Genomic DNA, 21,417 nt, shown 5'->3' with positions numbered 1-21,417 from the left:
CTTCTTAACTTTCCTGTTGTAGTGCCTCGAGCTCTTCCCAGCGCTCAAAAGCAACTTCAAGCTCCTGCTCTGCTGCAGATAGCTTATCTAATACTGGTTGTGTCTGCTCTACAGATTTTGAAAAGAAGCTAGGATCGTTGACTTCTTCCTGAAGAGTTTCAATTTGAGTTTCCAATTCTTCCAAACGCAAAGGTAGCGCTTCTAGTTCTCGTTGTAGCTTATACGATAACTTCTTAGCTTTAGCCTTAACTGGCGCAGTTTTGGGAGTTTCCTCAACTACTTTCTCTGGCTTTGATGGCTTTTCAACCTGTCGGTACTCTATAGCCTGCTTTCTTTGTTGCTGAGCATCGTGGTAACCACCAACAAATTCTTCAACAACGCCGTTGCCTTCAAAAATCCAACTTGTCATAACCGTGTTATCAACAAACTGTCGATCGTGGCTCACTAAAAGAAGCGTACCCTGATAGTTGGCAAGCAAATCTTCTAAAAGTTCCAAAGTTTCGATATCTAGATCGTTGGTTGGCTCATCGAGAATCAATAAGTTATTCGACTTAAGGAAAATACGAGCTAATAACAGGCGGTTTTTCTCACCACCAGACAGTGCCTTCACAGGAGTGCGAGCACGTTTAGGAGAGAACAAGAAATCTTGTAGGTAGCTCAGTGCATGGCGCTCACGGCCGCCTACTGTCACTTCTTGCTTACCATCCGCCAGATTGTCAATTACTGACTTCTCAGGGTCTAGAATTTCTCGATATTGGTCGAAGTAAGCCACTTCAAGTTTAGTACCACAATGCAGACGGCCAGAATCAGGCTTCAGCTGATCAAGAAGCAGTTTAAGCACGGTACTCTTACCACAGCCATTAGGGCCGATCAGAGCAATACGATCACCACGCATAATGTTGAAGCTGAAATCTTTAACAATCTCTTTGCCTTCAAAGCCAAAGTTAAGATTCTCTGCTTCGAATACAATCTTGCCTGAACGTTGACCATCATCGATCTGAATAACCGCTTTACCCTGCACTTCACGACGATTGATGCGCTCTTCACGCAACTTCTTAAGTGCACGTACACGGCCTTCGTTACGCGTTCGACGAGCTTTAATACCCTGACGAATCCACACTTCTTCTTGAGCAAGCTTTTTATCGAATTCAGCGTTCTGCATCTCTTCGACACGTAACGCTTCTTCTTTCTCTAGCAAGTAGTTTTCGTAATCGCCAGGGAACGAGCTCAGCTTGCCGCGATCAAGATCGACAATGCGAGTTGCCATTGATTTGATGAAAGCACGGTCATGCGAGATAAAGATGATTGAACCACGGAAGTCTTTCAGGAAGCCTTCTAACCATTCGATTGTCGCAACATCTAGGTGGTTAGTCGGTTCGTCGAGTAGAAGTACGTCTGGGTCACATACAAGCGCACGAGCAAGCGCCGCTTTACGTTGCCAACCACCAGACAAATCCGTCAGTTTTGTTTCAGCAGTGAGTTTAAGCGCCGCCATTACGTTACTTACGCGATCTTCGAAGCGCCATGCGTTGGCATGATCCAACTGCTCTTGCACACGAGTAAGACGATTTAAGTTCTTTTCGCTAGGGTCAGTACCAATGAGATCCAAAAGATCATGATAGATCTTCAGCTGTTCGCCGATTTCCGCTAGGCCACCAGCAACGTAATCATAAACGGTGCCTTCTTCATTACGCGGTGGATCTTGCTCAAGGCGAGACACAACCACATCTTGTGTGATTTGCATCTTACCGTCGTCCATGATGATGTTCCCTGACAGGATTTTCATCAACGTAGACTTACCCGCGCCATTGCGCCCTACTAAACACACACGTTCGTTTTCTTGCAGTGCAAAGTCCGCACGATCTAATAACGGGTGATCGCCAAACGCTAATTGCCCGTTATGAATTGTAAGTAATGCCATTCTTTTTTAACCAATCATTAAGTTCTAACAAGCCAAATGGCCAGTTAAGCTCTGAGCTTTGAGAAAAGTCAGAGCTTTCAAATTTGAGCACCGGAATAGTGACCCCGTAACGGGAAAAGAGCTCATCATCAAATGCAATGTCGACAACGTTGACGTGATGGCTAATGTTTAACTGTTCCGTGAGTTTGAATGCCATCTCACATAGATGGCACCCTTCTGTACTGTAGAGAGTCAGCACGCTATATCCTTATACAATCTCTTAATTACTTATGTGTAATCAACCAGCAGTTATGAATGTGCTTGTTACGAGAGAAGTCCAATGGAAGCGTTTTAGATGAGATGTTCTGAGCTTTGAGACCTAACTCTTCTAGGCCTTCTACATCCATTTTGAAGTGACGCTTGTTGTTAGAGAACACAATTGTGCCTTCTTCACGAAGAAGACGCTTAAGGTTTTCCATCAATTGAATGTGATCACGCTGAACATCAAAAGATTGATCCATACGCTTAGAGTTTGAGAACGTTGGGGGATCAATGAAGATCAGGTCGTAAGAACCCTGCTCTTTAACCAACCACTGTAAGCAGTCGGCTTGAACAAACTGATGTTGACGACCAACACGGCCATTAAGCTCCATGTTCTGTTTTGCCCACTCAAGGTAGGTATTAGACATGTCAACGGTTGTTGTAGAGCGTGCACCACCCACAGCAGCATGAACAGAGGCACTGCCTGTGTAAGCAAACAAGTTAAGGAAATCTTTACCTGCAGCCATTTCGCCGATACGACGACGAGTGATCTTATGATCTAAGAACAAGCCCGTATCTAAGTAGTCATGAAGATTAACAATCAGCTTAACGCCGTATTCGTTCACTTCTAGGTTAGAGGAGTCTTGAGCCATTTTTTGATATTGAGATCGGCCTTTCTGCTTCTGACGAACCTTAAGAACCACGTTGTTTGCTTCAACGCCAGTGACTTGAATAGAAGCACGGATGATATCTGTTAAGCGACGTTTTGCTTTCTCTTCCGGTACATCTTTAGGTGCTGCGTATTCTTGAATCACTAGGTGACCTGGGTATACGTCAATCGCTACATTGTATTCTGGTAAGTCCGCATCGTAGATACGGTAACAATCTAATTGCTCTTTCTTAGCCCACTTGCCAATTTTACCGATGTTCTTTTTAAGACGGTTTGCGAAGTCTGGGGCAATAAGTTGCTCTTGTTCACCCGTTGGACGCTCTGACATCGGACGGTCTGAAATTGAGTAGTTCTTTTGGTGACACGGTAACGCACCATTGTTCAATTTGAACTGTTTGTCTGCACGCATACGTAAGCAGCTAAGCAGTTCGTCAGAACTAGAGAAGATAGACGCGTTACAACCGCCAAATTCCGCTTTAAGTTGTGCACCGAATGCCGTGTAAAGTGCAATCAAACCCGGCTCTGTGCCAAGACGCTCACCATAAGGTGGGTTAGAAACAATCACACCATCAGCAAACTCTGTAGGACGCTTAAGCTTTGCAGCATCGCCTACTTCGAATTCAATCAGCTCTTCAACACCAGCACGACGAGCATTGTCACGCGCTGTTTTGATCATGCGCTCGTCATTGTCGTAGCCATAGAACTTACATTCTACTTTCTTAACGCCACGACGACCTTGAACGTTCGCTTCAGCTTTCACTTCAGCCCACAGTTCTGGTTCAAAATCTTCTAGTGATTCAAAACACCACTTCTGGCGTTTAACACCTGGAGCCATGTTCGCAGCCATCATTGCCGCTTCAATCACTAACGTACCTGAACCACACATTGGGTCTAGGAAAGGCTTAGTCGCATCCCAGCCACTACGAAGAAGAATCGCTGCAGCAAGGGTTTCACGCAATGGTGCGCGGCCTGATTCTGGACGATAACCACGTTGGTGAAGACCGCTACCTACCATATCAACACCAAGAATCGCTTTATCACGATGTAGACGAACGTGAATACGAATATCTGGATTTTCTTTGCTGATAGACGGACGAGGCAAAGACTTTTTCTCAAAGCTATCAACAACGGCATCTTTTACTTTCATCGCACCGTATTGGCTATTACGGATTTCGTTGTTTGTACCGTTAAAGTCAACAACAAAACGCTTAGAGCTATGGAATTGATTTACCCAGTTAACCGCGGTGGTTGATAGGTACAAATCCATGTCGTCCATACAAGTGAATTCAGAAAGGACACGTACAAATCTAGAAGCCAAACGACTCCATAAACAACAACGATAAATTTGCTCATTGGTCGCTTTGAATTTAACACCTGCTTGAACAGGTTTTGCATTTGTAATCCCTAGTTGGGTTAGTTCTTCAACTAATAAATTCTCAAGGCCGTTTGAGGTAACCGCTAGATATTGATTCATAGTGTTCTTTTATTGATAAAAATTAGCTCGATTATACCTGAATTTGTTATTAGAGCATCACACTAAACTTGTCTTTTCATTGAATCTTTCGACTAACTGGCTAGCAAACACACAGTCATGAAGCGATCGCTTACCCACATCCCCTTAGAACATAAGACTTATCAAATCAGCACAATTTATGACCAAACATCGGCCAATGCGGCGGCGTGAATTTATATTCACCTTAAAATTGGTATATACCAGAGCCAATTTAAGACTGAAAGTTAGCTACAAAGGCACAAAAACAGGGAATAAAGGGAGGTAATTTACACTTCTGCCGATGAAAATAGGCAGAAATTAAGATGAAAAAACAGTCACAAGTTCACTAATTAAATAGTTAAGCGGTGATGTATTTATCTGGATGAGGTTTTTTAGGCACAAAAAAATCGGCTATTGAGCCGATTCTAAGGAAGGTTTGATAGGTTTATGCGTTGCAATGTGTGTTAGAAATGATGAACTAAACTGGGGAATTAACCGACCATTGCAATATGTGTATGGTGAAAATGAAGAATAGAGTTCGCGTCTACCATCCTATCGTGCATCACTTTAATCGAGTCTCCAAAGCTTAACCCTTTTGAAGGTGTGAGCAGAAACTCTTCTAAGTCGACAAATGCACATAGGCTCGCACACTCTCCCACTTCCAATACAATGAAGTAACCTAGGCTATGCTCGTTATTCATTTGTACGATATCCCCTTCTTGAGGAGATTCGTGGCCAGCGCCTTGTGAATCGAAGAACCAGCTTTTAGGCTGTACAGGCTTGTGGAAGCGCTTTGCTGCCACACAATATAGTGCGAGTTCAGCTTGGCGAGGCTCAGACAGTTCTAAGCCAGAAATTTGTTCTTTGAAGGTTTGGTATGAAGATGCGTCATCAACGGTGAATTCATTATCTCTAAACGCGCAGTCCACCAGCTTATTGCGGACCAGATTCGTTTTGAAAATCATATCCTCTCCGAGGTTTAGCATTAATGAACATTGCTGCTCATCGTAATACCAACTCCATGTATCGCTAGGTTTAAGCATCATTTCGTCTCACACTGTTGAACCATTCCATTAGGTAAAACGCAAAATTACCTTCAATTACAGTAATTTTACTGAGCAATAGGCAAAAAAAAAGAGGAAATGAATTCCTCTTTCTTATCGCTTCTCTCTACAACTCAGTGAGTTACAGTGTCTCTTTTAGTAAGACGATGCCAAATTATAGCTTTCCTAAAATAACCAAATCTTTTTGATAACTCTGTTTATAAAAGCTCTGGGTTTATAAAAGATCTGGTTTTCGGGGACTATAAATTTTTAACGATGTCGCCTACAAGACCAGGGCCTTTGTAGATGAAACCAGAGTAAACTTGTACAAGCTTCGCGCCTGCCATCATTTTCTCTTTCGCAGCGACGTAAGAGTCAACGCCACCTACCCCGATGATCGGTAATTGGTCACCCAACTCTTCGTGAAGTTTACGAACCACTTCAGTACTGCGAGATTGAACTGGACGTCCACTTAGGCCACCCGCTTCATCGCAATGTTTCATGCCTTCAACGATTGAACGATCCAATGTTGTGTTTGTTGCGATCACACCATCGATCTTATTTTTGATCAATGATTCACAAATTTGGCTAATTTCGTCATCACTTAGATCCGGAGCAATCTTAAGAGCAAGAGGAACATATTTACCATGCTTCTCTTCTAGTTCAGATTGTTTCGTTTTAAGTTCAGACAATAGATCGTCTAGAGCTTCGCCGTATTGTAGAGAACGAAGTCCTGGAGTATTTGGTGAAGAGATGTTCACAGCAATGTAACCAGCGTATTGATATACCTTCTCCATACAGATCAAGTAATCTTCAGCGCCCTTTTCAATTGGTGTGTCTTTGTTCTTACCGATGTTGATACCTAAGATGCCGTCGTAGTTCGACTTCTTAACGTTCTCAATAAGATTGTCGACGCCTAGGTTATTGAACCCCATGCGGTTGATGATACCTTCAGCTTCAACAAGACGGAACAGACGTGGTTTGTCATTACCGGCTTGTGGACGAGGAGTTACCGTTCCTACTTCAACGAAACCAAAACCCATTGCGCCAAATGCATCAATACATTCGCCGTTTTTATCTAGGCCAGCCGCTAGGCCAACTGGGTTTTTAAAAGTAAGACCCATGCATTCTACAGGTCGATTAGGTAATTGTTGGCGATACAAAAGATCAATAGGAGTGCCTGTGAAGCGTTTGAAATTTTGAATTGCAAGATCATGTGCCTTTTCGGCATCAAGTTGGAAAAAGCCAGTTCTGGCTAGACGGTAGAGCATTGTGCCTCCGATAGAAAAAAGCCCCGTGTAAACGGGGCGATATTATTTACTTATTTACTCAACTATTCAATCTATTACTGTCTGTAAGGGTAAGATAATCGAGTTTGTTAGCGAATGAGGTTCTTTATTAAGCAAACGTTATCGTTTCAGCAGTCAGTTTACTCATTTCTAGTCTCTACCATATTACAGCCACCCACTCTTTTAACAACAAGCAAGGTGTCCACGAAGTGGGTCCGTCAAAAGAAGTGGGTCCGTCAAAAATCGTTAGACCTATTGATGCCACTTTATAGAAACGATAAAGGCAAACCTTATGGCCTGCCCTTATGTCTTTCGTTTTATCTCATCACTAATCTGTCGACATGCAGTTTAGATTCAATAACATCAATTCACGCAGTGCTACCGAGAACTTGGCAAACTCATGAACCGAACCTACTTTGAATTCATTGAGGATACTTTCCCAACGATGTAGAGAATCAGAGTTACTTTCCATCCAATCATCAAGCGCTTTAATCACATCGATGTCTGAAGCACAACCGCAGTTAAGCACTTGGCCAGTTAGCTGACGTTGCTGCCAATCCAGATCTTCTCTGAATGCTGCACGTGCCAGCGCTTGCCAGTTGTTATCTACAGCTTGACCATTGATTTGCTTCAAGAACCAGTGCAGAGACAAACGGTCGCCAAGGTTGAAGTAAAGCTTCGACGCTTGTTGTACTGTTTTACCTGTCTCACGAGCCACTGTGGATATATCCAGTGCCGAGTACAAGCTAGACAAACGCGCAACTGAATTAGCCAACTCAGGGGTTACGCCTTGGTCAATCCATAACTGTGCCATTGCGTTATGCTCTTCTACTTCAGAAGCCACTAGGTTTTCATCCAGTTTCTCTGTGATAGTAAGAACATCGCCTTGGTAAAGTTCAATCAATGCTTTCACTGACTGTTTTCCGGTACGGTTTCTTAGCAACCAACGAGCCAAACGACGAAGTGTACGACGAACATGGTAGATCAATTCATATTGAGCTTCAGAACTTGAAACATTGTCCAGTTCACGGATGCTCTTCAGAACTTTGCCAAGACCATAGATTTCACGTGTTGCTGCGTAAGCATTGGCAATATCAACGATATTTGCGCCCGTCTCTTCTTGCAGACGAGTAACGAAGTTACAACCCATCTCGTTAACCATTTGGTTAGCCAGTGCAGTCGCGATGATTTCAGAACGTAGTGGATGGTTATCCATGTGTTGAGAATAGTTACGACGTAACGCGGTTGGGAAGTACTGCATAAGCTGTTGAGCATGGAATTCATCATTAGCGATATCATCACTAACAAGATCTTCTTTAAGCACCATTTTACCGTAAGCGACAAGTACAGAAAGCTCAGGTCTTGTTAGGCCTTGGCCCTGCTTTTCACGCTCAAGCAGTGTTTCGTCATCTGGGATGTATTCCAAACCACGATCCAAGTACCCTGCTTTTTCCATTGTATGAATAAAACGGATTTGCTCTTTTACTAAGCCAACACCTTGATGCTCAGTAACCGAAATAGACTCAGCTTGACAATATGCGTCGTCTAGAACAATTTCGCCAACTTCATCTTCCATCGATTCAAGCACTTGGTTACGTTGCTTAACGGTTAGATCACCATTAGACACCAAACCATTCAAGAAGATCTTAATGTTTACTTCATTATCCGAACAGTCAACACCACCAACGTTATCAACGAAGTCAGTATTAACGCGGCCACCCGTCAGCGCGTATTCAATACGACCCAATTGAGTCATACCCAAGTTACCGCCTTCACCAACAACCTTAGCTTTCAGGTCACGGCCATCGATACGAAGCACGTCATTTGCACGGTCACCAACATCTGTATGAGTCTCGTTTGAAGACTTAACGTAAGTACCGATACCGCCATTCCAAAGAAGATCAACCTTCATAGACAAGATCGCTTTGATCAAGTCATTTGGTGCCATTGATGCTTTCTTAGTACCCAGCATTTTCTGAATTTCAGGCGTCAAAGAGATAGACTTCGCTCGACGAGAGAAGATGCCACCACCTTGAGAAATCAGGTCTTTGTTGTAATCTTCCCAGCTTGAGCGAGGAAGATTAAACAAGCGCTCACGCTCTACCCAGCTTGATGCTGATTCTGGATTCGGGTCGATGAAAATATGCATGTGGTTAAACGCAGCTTGCATACGAATATGCTTAGACAACAGCATGCCGTTACCAAATACATCGCCCGCCATATCACCTACACCGATAGCGGTAAAGTCCGTTGTTTGACAGTTGATGCCCATTTCACGGAAGTGACGTTTGACAGATTCCCAGCCACCTTTCGCCGTGATACCCATGGCTTTATGGTCATAGCCGTTAGAGCCACCAGAGGCAAATGCATCGCCTAACCAGAAATTGTATTCAGCAGATACTGAGTTTGCTAGATCTGAGAACGTTGCGGTACCTTTATCGGCGGCAACAACCAAATACGGATCATCTTCATCGTGACGAACAACACTCTTAGGTGGAATAACCTCACCTTCAATGATGTTGTCTGATACGTCTAGTAATGCACGGATGAAGCGCTTGTAACAACGTTGACCTTCAGCGAAAATTTCATCACGGCCAGACATAGTGTGTTGACGCTTACAAACGAAACCACCTTTTGCACCAACAGGTACAATTACTGTGTTCTTAACTTGCTGTGCTTTAACTAGGCCTAGAATCTCAGTACGGAAATCCTCTTGACGGTCTGACCAACGTAAACCACCACGAGCGACTTTACCGCCACGTAGATGCACACCTTCAATGTCTGGTGCGTAAACGAAGATCTCAAACGCAGGAACCGGCGCTGGGATATCTGGGATCTCGCTTGGTCTCATTTTCAGAGCCAACCAAGGTTTAGACTGTTTGTTGTCGTCTAACTGATAGTAGTTAGTGCGAAGCGTTGCTGTGATCATTTCCATGTAACGACGAATGATACGATCATCATCCAAGCTTTCTACATGATCCAACTGTTCAGTGATCTTCTTAATAAGATCTTGTTGCCCTTTCGCGCTACCCTTTAATTTAGGATCAAAACGCTTGCCGAATAAGCTCACTAACCCTTTCGCTAGATCTGGGTAATGAGACAATGTGTCTTCAATGTATTGTTGGCTAAATGGGAAACCCACTTGGCGCATGTAACGCGCATACGCACGTAAGATTGAGATTTCACGGCCAGAAAGAGCAGCACCCAATACCAAGCGGTTAAAACCATCGCTGTCTAATTCACCTTCCCAAATCGCAGCAAAGGCTTGTTGGAATAGATCGCGCGCTTCACGAAGATCAATCGTCTTGTCACTCTTATGCAGCATCGAGAAATCAAGGATCCAATAAGTCACCCCATTGGTCTTGCGTACTTCATAAGGTGATTCACCAATAACGCGCAGGCCAAAATTTTCAAGCATTGGCATAACATCAGACAGGTGAATCGGCTCATCACTGTGGTAGAACAGCTTCAAACGAACAGCTTTAGAGTCTGCCGCTTCTTCTTGAGGGCGGTAGAAAAGCATGCCCAGTTTGTTGTCTTCACTTAGTGCTTCTAAACGCTCGATATCTGCAACCGCAGAACCAGGCATCATGTCTTCTTTGTACGAACGTGGGAATGCACGCATGTACTCTTTCGATAACGGAAGACCTTTGCTCTCACCGAAGTTAGCAACGATTGATTCAGACAGGCGGTCATCCCACGTAGACGATACTTCCATTAAATTTTGCTCAATTGTTTTCACGTCCACATCCATGTTGTTGTTATCAACACGAACAATATAGTGCGTTCTTGCCAGTGGGCTTTCAGAGAAGTATGTCGTGAATTCGACCTCTTCTTCGCAACCGAAATACTGCTTCAAGATGCGTTGGGTTTGACGACGAAGTTCGGTGTTGTAACGATCTTTAGTAACGTAAACCATGCAGCTAAAGAAACGGCCAAACGGGTCTTTGCGAACAAACAAACGCAGAAGATCGCGATCTTGCATTTGAACTACGCCAGTACCGACTTCTAGCAATTCTTCTTCACGAGCTTGAAGCAGTTCATCTCGCGGGTAGTTTTCTAGAATGTTGTGCAGAGCTTTATAAGAGTATGAACCTTCACGGTAACCACTCGCGTCTAAGATACGCTCTACTTTCTCGCGAACAAGAGGAATAGTTTCAACGGTTTGGTTATAAACGGCAGAGGTGTAAAGACCAGTAAAGCGGTGTTCACCAATGACCTTACCGTTCTTATCGAACTTCTTAATACCAATGTAATCATTGTAAGCTGGGCGGTGAATGCGTGAAGCCGTGTTGCCCTTGGTTACGATAAGTACATAAGGCTTTTTGGCTTCAAGACGTGCCGAATCAGAAAACTCAGACAGCTTAACGTTACGCACACGATCTGAATTCGCAAACAAACCAAGGCCTTGCTCCTTGGTCGGTTGTAGTTCTGTGTCACCATTTACAGAAACAAGGTCATATTCCTTGTAACCCATAAACGTAAAGTTGTGCTCGCCTAACCAACGAAGAAACGCCAACGTCTCATCAAAACGTTGACCGTCTACAGGAATGCTTTCTTTTTGCTTTTCAACTTGATTAGTTACTTCCTCAAGTTTTTCAACCATCTTCAGCCAATCGTTCACGACTAAACCAGTATCGGTAAAGATATCCAGTAGTTCCGTTTTGAGCGCTGTCATTTCAGCTTTGCTGCTAAGACGGTCTACTTCGATATGGAAAAGCGATTGGAATGCACCTTCGTTATTGCTAACGCCGACAACACTGCCCTTATCAGAGCGAGAAATTTGTGTTGGATTGTGAAGCATAAGGTGAGAAGAAAGGTCTAGGCGAGTCAGCGCCATTTTTACAGAGTCTACAAGGAATGGGCTATCTGGTACGACTATCTCTACGATAGTGTGAGTAGATTGCCAACCTTGACGACTTACTGTCGGGTTAAAAACACGAACAGAGATTTGGTCAGCTTTCTTTTCATTGATGTGATGCCATAAGCTAACTACAGCACCGTATAAATCGGATTCGTTTCTCTGAGTTAGATCGTCGTGAGAAACGTTACTAAACAAGTGTTGAGCAAGTTGAGTTACGAGAGGTCGATGAGCAAGGTCAAGTTTGTCTTGAATCAGTTTGTAAACTTTTTCAAGTAAAACTGGAACCACAGTTTCACGTGCGGTCATAGTCACACTCCACAATTAGAATTTTATTTTATTTTATTATTAGGGGGCTTACTTAAGCTAGCGTTTGAATCAAGCCTTCAAGGCCAGTTCTACTAACGAGTTAAGCAAAGGTAATGCATTCATTTATTGTAAAAGCATTATTGATAAATAGTTAATTGTTTTAGAGGTGGTAAGAGGTGAAATGTTTGATTATGTGATTAAGATTCCCTTTAACTCACTAGGCACGCCAAGCTTTACAGAGCTTCCAACTTAATAAACTTATTTTTTTGGTCAGTTGTTAACCTAAACTGTCCTCTAACCCCTATTTGTGTAAGAAATGGTCTGAAGCGAGTTGCAGGTAGCTGTAAGCGTAACCCTGTTGTTGTTATCACTTGAACTTTACTTGCGGCACCCGAGTAGCTAGCCAAAAACTGCTGATATGAGATGTTAAGTTGGAAAATATAGCGATTCATACGATACCTGTATAAATATACAGTGCCGGTATTTTTGGCACTTAACGATGTCTGAAAGTGAACTTGAAACTGCTCTAGCTTATCGAAAATTCGATAAACCAGAAACAAAAAAATCAGTGGCAGATATTCTCTACCACTGATGACTTTTCGTTACTAGTAAACTGTTTATTAGCAAACCGCTTATGATCAAACAGTTACCTGAATAAGCGGCTGATTTAAGCCTCTAGTGCTTTTGCCACTTTCTCGAATAAGTCTTTTGCAAGGTTGTCCATGTTCTTCAGCGTCTCAAGTTCTTTTTTGATTAGAGCTTGGCGTTCATCATCGTACTTACGGAACTTAAGTAGCGGGTCAATCAAACGTGAAGCCACTTGCGGGTTGCTGCTGTTCAGTTCACGTAGGATCTCGCCAGCAAACGCGTAACCTTGTCCTGACTTGGCGTGGAATTGAACCGGGTTCATGTTTAAGAACGAACCAACCAAGTTACGAGTACGGTTCGGGTTCTTCAAGCTGAACGCTTGGTGCGACATCGACGCTTTAATCACTTCAAGTGCATTAGAGCTTGGGTTTGAACCTTGCAATGCAAACCACTTATCCATGACAAGACCATCATGTTTCCACTTGTCGCTGTAATCCGCCATCAAGGTTTCACGACATGGTAGTTGCGCACTGTTCGCCGCGCCCATCGCTGCCATTGTATCTGTCATGTTGTTTGCTTGTTGGTACATAGCAACAACCAAGTCATTACCCTTTTCAGTATGCGCTAAGTAACTTAGACAGACTTTACGTAGAGTACGCTTACCAATCGAATCGTGATCGATCGTGTATTCTGTTAGTGCATGGCTGTGATAAACCGCCGCTAACTCGTCTTCAAGTTCTGCAGCTAGTGTTACTTTCATTGAGTTAAGAACAGATGCGACTGCATCAATATCAACGCACTCATACCAACCCGACACTTCGTTATGGCTCGGTAGAGAAAGCATTTCTGCAATAAACGCAGGTTCTAGTGAATCACTAAGCAGTACCCCGCGGAATGCATCAACAACAGAAGCAGAAAGTTCAAACTTTTGACCTTGTTGAACGTTATCTACGTTGCTACGGATGTATTTCGCTAGCAGCATTTGACCCGCATCCCAACGAGAGAACTCATTGCGAGCATTCACCATCAGGAAGATCAGCTCTTCATCTGAGTAATCGTATTCCAATTTCACTGGCGCAGAGAATTCACGCAGTAGCGATGGGATCGGTTGCTCTGAAACGTTTTCAAACACAAACGTTTGTTCCGCTTCTTTCACATCTAATACATTGTGAACTGGCTGACCGTTACATTGTAACCCAATTACTTCACCCGACGCGGTGTATAGCTCGATGTCTAGAGGAATATGCAGAGCTTGCTTATCCGTTTGCTCATGAGTTGGAGCCGTTACTTGGCGAGTTGTTAACGTGTACTCTTTCTTTTCTGCGTCGTAGTGACTTTCAACAGACAGCGTCGGCGTACCAGACTGGCTGTACCATAAACGGAACTGAGACAGGTCAACGCCCGACGCATCTTCCATTGCAGCAACGAAATCTTCGCAAGTTGCAGCGGTACCATCGTGACGTTCAAAGTAAAGCTTCATGCCTTTTTGGAAACCTTCCTCACCCAACAATGTGTGGATCATTCGGATCACTTCACTGCCCTTTTCGTATACCGTCAATGTGTAGAAGTTGTTCATTTCTATCACTTTTTCAGGGCGAATTGGGTGAGACATTGGACTTGCATCTTCAGCGAATTGTGGCCCGCGAATAATACGAACATTGTTGATTCGGTTTACTGCGCGAGAACCAAGATCAGATGAGAACTCTTGGTCACGGAATACGGTTAAGCCTTCTTTCAAGCTTAGTTGGAACCAATCGCGACATGTCACTCGGTTACCGGTCCAGTTATGGAAATATTCATGACCGATTACCGCTTCGATGCCTAGGTAGTCGGTGTCGGTTGCTGTTTGGTCGTTCGCTAAAACAAACTTAGAGTTAAATACGTTCAGACCTTTGTTTTCCATCGCGCCCATGTTGAAGAAATCAACAGCTACGATCATGTAGATGTCTAAGTCATACTCAAGATTGAAACGCTCTTCGTCCCACTTCATTGAGTTAATCAAAGAAACCATCGCGTGGTTTGCGCGGTCTAGATTGCCTTTGTCGACAAAGATTTCTAGGTCAACTTTGCGGCCTGATTGTGTGGTGTAAGCGTCACGAAGTACATCAAAGTCACCGGCAACAAGAGCAAACAAGTAAGCAGGTTTTGGATGTGGGTCTTGCCACTTAACCCAGTGACGACCATTTTCAGCATCACCTTCATCTATACGGTTACCATTACTAAGTAAGAATGGATTTTCTGCTTTGTCTGCGATTACCGTTGTGGTGAATTTTGCCAATACATCAGGGCGGTCCATGTAGTAAGTAATACGACGGAAACCTTCAGCTTCACACTGAGTACAGAATGCGCCACCCGACTTATACAAACCTTCAAGTGCACTATTCCCTTCAGGATTTACTTCCGTCACGATCGTGAGTGTGAAATCTTTCGGTAGTCCGCTCAGTGTCAGTTGAGTTTCAGATTGCTCGAATTGCGTCCACTCTTGACCCTCAACTAAAACAGAAACCAACGTCAAACCTTCACCATCAAGTACTAAGGTCGAACTATCTTTCTCTTGCTTAACACTAGACACCGCCGTAATGATGGACGCTGAATCGTACAAATCGAAAGTAAGATCGATTTGAGAAATAGTGTGAGATGGTGATTGATAATCTTTACGATACTTGGCTTGAGGTGTATGTGCCATGACGGGTTCCTTTTGATCGTTATACGTAATTGTATTTTAACTGTATATATCTAAAGGTTGAGGGCCAAGAACACAAGGGGAATATTGAAAAAAGGAGGCATTGTAGTAAAACGCCTCCATGTTTTGCTATTTTATCAACCAAATAAGAAAGGAACGGCTAATAAATGAACTGTGAGCCATATTATCAACAAACCTGACTTTGCGCATCCAACCCGTCATTATCGAATACGATTGAGTACTGCAAACATGTCGCCTTCTTCACCTTGAAGCGTCAAGACGTCGCTGTTTAATGTGTAACGAGTGCCGTGCTCGCCATTTTCATACAGAAGCACCAATTGATCGCCTTCTGTGTAATACACCCCACGACGAACAACCTCACTCCCCACTTCATCGGACACTCTGAACATAAATACAAAGTCAGGTTGAAGCACTAAATCCATTTTTTGAATATTACTCGCGCGCAAGTCGCTTCCGGACAATTCGGCGCTTGACCATATTCCCGCCAATGCATTTGGTAAAGCCTTGGTGAACATAACACCGTTGAGGTTCAACATATTATGGTTACTGCTATAGGCGTAAACTTGAGGTTCAGAGGTGTTTAAACCCAAAATAATGGTATCTTCATTGGCGTTATACAAGCCTTCCCAATGGTCGACACTGTAGTCTTTCTTTTGAATATCAATGGAGAATGAATAATTTGAATCAAGGGTTAGCTTTATCGCTCTAAAATTTTCAGTACCTTGTTCAGGATCTGGGTTCATCAAATACCAATCACCAAGCAGTAAAGGAAGGTCAAAATGAGATAGATTGCTGTCACTTTTTGATTGCTGCTCGCTTGAAGCGACCTCACTCCCAAAAGCAACAAAACTTAAACAAGATAAAAATAGTAGAATCCATTTCATACGCGCCCCCTCGTTTTCTTTAAGCTTAGGCACGTAATGAATAGAAAGCGAAAAAATTTGATCTAAGTCACTAAATTTTAAATGCGAAGTAACTGAATTTTAAATACGAAGTGCTACGCGACATGATCGCTCGCAAAAACACCCTTTAAAAATACGTTATTCAGAATATACCCAAGCATTAATAGACGAGAAATGGCCTCGATTTTTGTCAAATCGCAGATAGAAAAAAAGCGAGCCTAAGCTCGCTTTTTTTTAAACGCCGCCTTTAACAAGGCACGTTAGCGTCTATTTCTTTATCATATCCAGCATGATAGCGACAGACTCATCAAGATAAGCATCCGGGGCTTCGTAGTCTTTAGGGATATCATCCAACGTTTTAAATACCTCTAACTTAGCGGCTTTTTGACGTTGATTGATACGCTCTAGACGAAGCACATCCCCATCATCACTCTCTTGTTGACGTACTTTTTCGTTCAAAGAAAGGTCGTTATCATCTTTATCAGCCTTATATTTTTCAATATCTTGCGCGATAAAGCCAAACTCCATGTCTGTCGCAATACGAGCTTGGTGTTGAGCGGTTAAAGCAGCAACTTGCTCATCGTTACGCTGTAACACTGAATAGTTAGCTTTATCTATGCTATCCCAAGGCAGAGCATTATCTTCAACACTTTCACCAGTATCTGCTGGATCAATTGCCGTTGGGTAAGCAATATCAGGCACTACACCTTTGTTTTGCGTACTTCCGCCATTGATTCGGTAGAATTTCTGGATGGTGTATTGAACGTAGCCTAACTCTTTATCGAACAAATCATAAATATGATTCAAAGAGCGGTGTTGTTGCACCGTTCCTTTACCGAAAGAGTTTTCACCAAGGATGATTGCACGACCATAATCTTGCATCGCTGCTGCAAAGATTTCAGATGCTGAAGCACTGTAGCGATTCACCAATACCGTTAATGGACCTTGGTAACTAATTTCGCCATCAGTATCACTGTTCACTTTTACACGACCGTAGCTATCACGAACTTGAACAACGGGCCCCTCTTTGATAAACAAACCAGAGAGTTCGGTTGCTTCCGTTAGTGCACCACCACCGTTGTTTCGCAGATCAACAATGATACCTTCGACACCTTGCTCTTTAAGTTCGGTGATCAGTTTATCAGTATCTTTAGAAAGGCCAACATAGAAGCTTGGTACTTCTAGTACGCCAATCTTCTTGCCATCTTTCTCGATAACTTCTGATTTAACAGCGCGGTCTTCTAAGCGAATCTTATCGCGTACAATTGTGACAACGTGACTTTTTGCATCTTTACCATCAGGCAAGATCTGTAGCTTAACTTTAGTCCCTTTCGGTCCTTTAATTAATTGCACTACATCGTCTAAACGCCAGCCGATAACATCAACAATATCTTCGCCATCTTGACCAACACCAACAATACGATCACCATCACTCAATTGTTTGCTATTGGACGCAGGGCCACCAGCAACGAGAGATCGGATAACGGTGTAGTCGTCTGTCATTTGAAGTACAGCACCAATGCCTTCTAGAGATAGATTCATCTCAGACTGAAATTGCTCTGCATTTCTTGGAGAAAGGTAACTAGTATGAGGGTCAACTTCTCGCGCGAATGCGTTCATGTAGATCTGGAAAGCATCTTCGTTGTGCGATTGCGTAATACGCTTCATCGCATTGTTGTAACGCTTTTCCAAAACTTCTTGAATCTCTGGCCACTCTTTACCTGTAAGTTTTAGATTCAACGCGTCGTATTTAACACGCTTCCTCCAAAGCTCATTCACTTCAGCGATATCTTTTGGCCATTCCGCTTCGCTACGATTGAGCTCAATACTTTCATCAGTATCAAACTTAATCTCAGTATCTAGTAAAGACAGCGCATATTGGAAACGTTCAAAACGCTTCTGCATGGACAAATTATAAACATCGAATGCAATTTGGTTATTACCCGCTTTCAGTTGGTCATCAATTTGTTTAGATGAAGTAGCGAAAGAGTCAATATCAGCTTGAGTGAAGATATTACGGTTATAATCCAACATCTCTAAATAACGATTAAAGATAGCTTGAGAGAAATCATCGTTGAGATTGAAGTGTTTATAGTGGGAACGAGTAAATCGAGAAGTAACACGTTTACTAGCAGTTTCGTGTTGAACCTCAGGAGCGAGTAGAGGTAAATCGTCCTGATTTAATTTGGCTTCAAGAGCCTGAGCTGAAGCTGCTAGCAAAAAGCCAGCAGCAATCAGTGTCAATTTTGAACGGCATTTCATGCGTAGGAGTATCTCCTTTAAGCGCGCAAGTGCTCCGCTTTAACAACCATTTGTAGGCCGTTTGCTAACTGAACACGCACATCTTCCTTATTGATTTCAACAATGGTCGCAGCCATGTTTCCTGTACCCATGTTCACATTTACTTCTTTACCAGTGATAAATTCATCGGCGTTCAAAGCGCGTGTTTCTACAGGCTTTTCTACTTTCGGTGCTTTAGGCGCTTGACGACGAGGCTGTTGAGCTTTCTTCGCTTTAGCTTTCGCTTTGCCTTCGTCACGAGCTTTCTGTGCTTGTTCTTTACGACGAGCCTGAACTTTCGCTTTGCTTTCTGCAAGTGTCGCTTTAGCGTGCTCAACGTGCTCTTCTTCTAGTGTGCCACATACGTTGCCGTCTAGGTCAACACGTTCTGCGCCAGCTTTTACGCCGTGCAGGTAACGCCATGATGATGTGTACTGTCTTAACGCTGCACGAAGCTGAGTCTTACTTACTTTTTCGTCTTCATTTAGACGTTCAGCAAGATCTTGAAAAATACCAATTTTAAGTGGTTTCGCTTCACCTTCTAGAGTAAAGCATTTAGGGAAACATTCAGCAACATATGCGATAACTTCTTTGCTGTTTTTTAACTTTTCAGTGTTTTCCATGTGGGTTCCTGGTTTTTGCGGTTTTCCGCGAGCATTAAGAAAATATTTTTACGTATTATAGAGAGATGCTTGGGAAAAACCACAGTAAGAGAATAATTTATGCCTTGTTCGCGTGCGAATTAAGCAGCTTTTCCACTTCTGCCATGAAAAATGTTAATCCGTCCTCGTCAATTTGAGAAAAACGACCAACATTTGGGCTATCGATATCAAGAACGCCCGCTATTTTCCCGTCAATCGAAAATGGTATAACGATTTCTGAGTTACTTGCAGCGTCACAAGCGATGTGTCCTTCGAATTCATGAACATCATGAATGCGCTGAACTGTATTCGTCGCGACCGCAGTTCCACACACACCACGCCCAACCGGAATTCGAACACAAGCCGGTTGACCTTGGAATGGGCCAAGCACAAGTTCGTCTTTTTCCTTAGCTTGGTCCTGCTTCATTAAATAGAAACCAGCCCAATTTAATTCATCCAACTCCATGAATAATAATGAGCTGATATTAGCTAGATTAGCAGTTAGATCGGGTTCTGATTCAATTAATGCAACGGCTTGTTTGGTTAAGCGTTGGTAATGTTCTATTTTCATATTAACTTCCAATTAAATTGAGACTTCCATTATCAAGAGAACGCAGTAAAATGCGGCCATCAAACTAAATAGGACTTATTCTCATTACAATGACCAATTCAGAAGACACTATTAGCCGTTCTTGGTTAATAACTCAAGTAAAAAAACACAAGTCCAAATTACTGTTTGCTAACATTATTGCCATATTTACAACTCTCATTAGTGTCCCTATCCCGTTGCTCATGCCATTAATGGTTGATGAAGTATTACTTGATAAGCCGGCTTCTGGCTTAGAGATGATGAACCATCTACTTCCAACATCGTTGCAGACACCAACTGGCTATATTGCACTGACTTTGCTGTTAGTCATAATCATGCGGACTGTTAGCCAAGCGTTGAACATTCTACAAGGGCGTCAATTCACGCTTGTCTCAAAAACAATTACCTATCAAATGCGCAGCAAAATGATAGATAAGCTTGGCCGCATTAGTATTAGACAATACGAGACCAAAGGCAGTGGCGGTATTAACGCCCACCTAATAACAGACATAGAGACAATAGATAAGTTCATTGGCTCGACCCTTTCTAAATTCATCATCAGCTTCCTGACCGTGTTCGGTACCGCTATCGTGTTGCTATGGTTAGAGTGGCGCTTGGGACTGTTCATTTTACTGGTCAATCCTGTTGTAATTTATTTCTCCCGTAAACTAGGTAGCAGAGTCAAACACCTTAAGAAGTATGAGAACCAATCTTTCGAGCGCTTTCAAAACCGTTTAGTGGAAACCTTAGATGGTATTTACCAACTGCGTGCGGCAAATAAGGAACGTATCTTTCTCGATGAACTTAAGGTTCAAGCAAACCAAGTGAGAGTCGATGCAGACAAATACGCTTGGCAATCAGAAGCTGCAGGCCGTGTTTCGTTTCTGCTGTTCTTATTAGGTTTCGAGCTTTTCCGTGCCGTCGCGATGCTAATGGTGTTATTCAGCGACTTAACGATTGGTCAGATTTTCGCGGTATTTGGTTACTTGTGGTTCATGTTAGGCCCGGTTCAAGAGCTGCTAGGGATTCAATTCTCTTGGTATAGCGCAAAAGCAGCACTTCAGCGCATCAACGACCTTCTTCAGTTAGAAGAAGAGAAGCGCCCTGTCAGTAAAGTGAACCCATTTAATGAAGATCAAGAAGTGACAGTCGACATTGAAGACGTTACATTCTCTTACACATTAGAAAACACTGTTTTAAATAGGCTATCGCTGCACATTCCAGCAGGTAAGAAAGTCGCTTTGGTGGGTGCGAGTGGTGGCGGTAAATCTACGTTAATCCAGTTACTGATTGGTGTTTATCAAGCGGACTCTGGATGCATTCGTTATAACGGTGAAACCACCGACGACATCAGTTTCGATGTGATACGCAGTCAAATTGCCGTTGTTTTACAACAACCTATACTTTTTAACGATACATTAAGGCATAATCTGACCCTTGGTGCTGAATACGATGAAATGTCGTTGTGGCGTGCACTTGAAGTCTCTCAAATGCAAGATGTCATCAAGCAACTGAGTAATGGCTTAGATACACAAATTGGTAGGAATGGCGTTCGATTGTCTGGCGGGCAACGACAACGCTTAGCTATAGCCCGAATGGTGCTGAGCAATCCTAAGTTTGTTATTCTAGATGAAGCGACATCAGCACTCGATACAGCAACAGAGTCAGCATTACATAAAGCGCTGAGCGAGTTTTTGAAAGATCGCACAACTTTGATAGTGGCTCATCGATTATCAGCGGTGAAACAGGCCGATCTAATCTATGTTTTAGAAGATGGGCAAGTTACACAGACAGGAACACATGGTGAATTGGTTGAACAACAAGGATTATATCAAACACTCTATGGCAGTGTGCAATCGCACGCCTGATGTTTATTGTTTTAGAGACT

At 43.0% G+C, this 21,417-nt stretch carries 13 protein-coding genes; 1 reads left to right on the top strand and 12 read right to left on the bottom strand.

All coding sequences use genetic code 11. From position 1 onward, the window contains the following. Positions 1 to 4: 4 nt before the first annotated feature. The 12 genes from ACED59_RS11695 to ACED59_RS11640 form a co-directional block, all read right to left on the bottom strand. Entirely contained in the window at positions 5 to 1,921 is a 1,917-nt protein-coding gene (locus ACED59_RS11695; protein ID WP_009846664.1) for an ABC transporter ATP-binding protein, read from the bottom strand. Continuing rightward, positions 1,899 to 2,159 carry a glutaredoxin family protein gene (locus ACED59_RS11690; RefSeq protein ID WP_012603885.1) on the bottom strand — a complete coding sequence of 87 codons (261 nt, stop codon included), beginning with the start codon at positions 2,157 to 2,159 and terminating at the stop codon, positions 1,899 to 1,901. The genes ACED59_RS11695 and ACED59_RS11690 overlap by 23 nt, the downstream gene beginning before the upstream one ends. Before the next feature lie 25 nt (positions 2,160 to 2,184). After that, entirely contained in the window at positions 2,185 to 4,305 is a 2,121-nt protein-coding gene (rlmKL, locus tag ACED59_RS11685; RefSeq protein WP_017099302.1) for a bifunctional 23S rRNA (guanine(2069)-N(7))-methyltransferase RlmK/23S rRNA (guanine(2445)-N(2))-methyltransferase RlmL, read from the bottom strand. A gap of 509 nt (positions 4,306 to 4,814) precedes the next feature. Beyond that, positions 4,815 to 5,369 carry a cell division protein ZapC gene (locus ACED59_RS11680; RefSeq protein WP_017099303.1) on the bottom strand — a complete coding sequence of 185 codons (555 nt, stop codon included), beginning with the start codon at positions 5,367 to 5,369 and terminating at the stop codon, positions 4,815 to 4,817. A gap of 257 nt (positions 5,370 to 5,626) precedes the next feature. Continuing rightward, positions 5,627 to 6,637 carry a quinone-dependent dihydroorotate dehydrogenase gene (pyrD, locus tag ACED59_RS11675; protein ID WP_017099304.1) on the bottom strand — a complete coding sequence of 337 codons (1,011 nt, stop codon included), beginning with the start codon at positions 6,635 to 6,637 and terminating at the stop codon, positions 5,627 to 5,629. 346 nt (positions 6,638 to 6,983) lie between these two features. Then, entirely contained in the window at positions 6,984 to 11,825 is a 4,842-nt protein-coding gene (locus tag ACED59_RS11670; protein ID WP_017099305.1) for an NAD-glutamate dehydrogenase, read from the bottom strand. A gap of 233 nt (positions 11,826 to 12,058) precedes the next feature. Beyond that, on the bottom strand, positions 12,059 to 12,277 hold the full coding sequence (locus ACED59_RS11665; protein WP_004733645.1) for a DUF2835 domain-containing protein: 219 nt from the start codon (positions 12,275 to 12,277) through the stop codon (positions 12,059 to 12,061). A 215-nt stretch (positions 12,278 to 12,492) separates the two neighbouring features. Then, on the bottom strand, positions 12,493 to 15,099 hold the full coding sequence (gene pepN, locus ACED59_RS11660; protein WP_017099306.1) for an aminopeptidase N: 2,607 nt from the start codon (positions 15,097 to 15,099) through the stop codon (positions 12,493 to 12,495). Between the two features lie 218 nt (positions 15,100 to 15,317). Then, positions 15,318 to 16,001: a hypothetical protein gene (locus ACED59_RS11655; RefSeq protein WP_012603881.1), complete on the bottom strand. Its 684-nt coding sequence runs from the start codon at positions 15,999 to 16,001 to the stop codon at positions 15,318 to 15,320. Between the two features lie 285 nt (positions 16,002 to 16,286). Next, positions 16,287 to 18,281, bottom strand: a complete 1,995-nt coding sequence (gene prc / locus ACED59_RS11650) for a carboxy terminal-processing peptidase (protein WP_371704950.1) — start codon at positions 18,279 to 18,281, stop codon at positions 16,287 to 16,289. A 17-nt stretch (positions 18,282 to 18,298) separates the two neighbouring features. Then, the gene (gene proQ, locus ACED59_RS11645; protein ID WP_009846654.1) at positions 18,299 to 18,922 is read right to left on the bottom strand and encodes an RNA chaperone ProQ; all 624 of its coding nucleotides are present in this window, start codon (positions 18,920 to 18,922) and stop codon (positions 18,299 to 18,301) included. 97 nt (positions 18,923 to 19,019) lie between these two features. Further along, on the bottom strand, positions 19,020 to 19,511 hold the full coding sequence (locus ACED59_RS11640; RefSeq protein WP_012603880.1) for a GAF domain-containing protein: 492 nt from the start codon (positions 19,509 to 19,511) through the stop codon (positions 19,020 to 19,022). A gap of 89 nt (positions 19,512 to 19,600) precedes the next feature. Between ACED59_RS11640 and ACED59_RS11635 the strand changes: the two genes are divergently transcribed. Next, a complete protein-coding gene (locus ACED59_RS11635) occupies positions 19,601 to 21,397 on the top strand; it encodes an ABC transporter ATP-binding protein (RefSeq protein ID WP_017099308.1) in 1,797 nt (598 codons plus the stop codon). Positions 21,398 to 21,417 lie beyond the last annotated feature (20 nt).

Source organism: Vibrio sp. FF266 (assembly GCF_041439695.1).
In the GTDB taxonomy this organism is placed as follows: Bacteria; Pseudomonadota; Gammaproteobacteria; order Enterobacterales; family Vibrionaceae; genus Vibrio; species Vibrio tasmaniensis_A.
Note: the sequence above shows the minus strand (reverse complement) of the source record. Positions and strands in the feature narration are given on the sequence as shown.

Excerpts from the sequence above, each read along its gene's own strand:
- ACED59_RS11695 (WP_009846664.1), bottom strand. The coding sequence starts at position 1,921 with ATGGCATTACTTACAATTCATAACGGGCAATTAGCGTTTGGCGATCAC.
- rlmKL (WP_017099302.1), bottom strand. The coding sequence starts at position 4,305 with ATGAATCAATATCTAGCGGTTACCTCAAACGGCCTTGAGAATTTATTA.
- ACED59_RS11680 (WP_017099303.1), bottom strand. The coding sequence starts at position 5,369 with ATGATGCTTAAACCTAGCGATACATGGAGTTGGTATTACGATGAGCAG.
- pyrD (WP_017099304.1), bottom strand. The coding sequence starts at position 6,637 with ATGCTCTACCGTCTAGCCAGAACTGGCTTTTTCCAACTTGATGCCGAA.
- ACED59_RS11670 (WP_017099305.1), bottom strand. The coding sequence starts at position 11,825 with ATGACCGCACGTGAAACTGTGGTTCCAGTTTTACTTGAAAAAGTTTAC.
- ACED59_RS11665 (WP_004733645.1), bottom strand. The coding sequence starts at position 12,277 with ATGAATCGCTATATTTTCCAACTTAACATCTCATATCAGCAGTTTTTG.
- pepN (WP_017099306.1), bottom strand. The coding sequence starts at position 15,099 with ATGGCACATACACCTCAAGCCAAGTATCGTAAAGATTATCAATCACCA.
- ACED59_RS11655 (WP_012603881.1), bottom strand. The coding sequence starts at position 16,001 with ATGAAATGGATTCTACTATTTTTATCTTGTTTAAGTTTTGTTGCTTTT.
- prc (WP_371704950.1), bottom strand. The coding sequence starts at position 18,281 with ATGAAATGCCGTTCAAAATTGACACTGATTGCTGCTGGCTTTTTGCTA.
- proQ (WP_009846654.1), bottom strand. The coding sequence starts at position 18,922 with ATGGAAAACACTGAAAAGTTAAAAAACAGCAAAGAAGTTATCGCATAT.
- ACED59_RS11640 (WP_012603880.1), bottom strand. The coding sequence starts at position 19,511 with ATGAAAATAGAACATTACCAACGCTTAACCAAACAAGCCGTTGCATTA.
- ACED59_RS11635 (WP_017099308.1), top strand. The coding sequence starts at position 19,601 with ATGACCAATTCAGAAGACACTATTAGCCGTTCTTGGTTAATAACTCAA.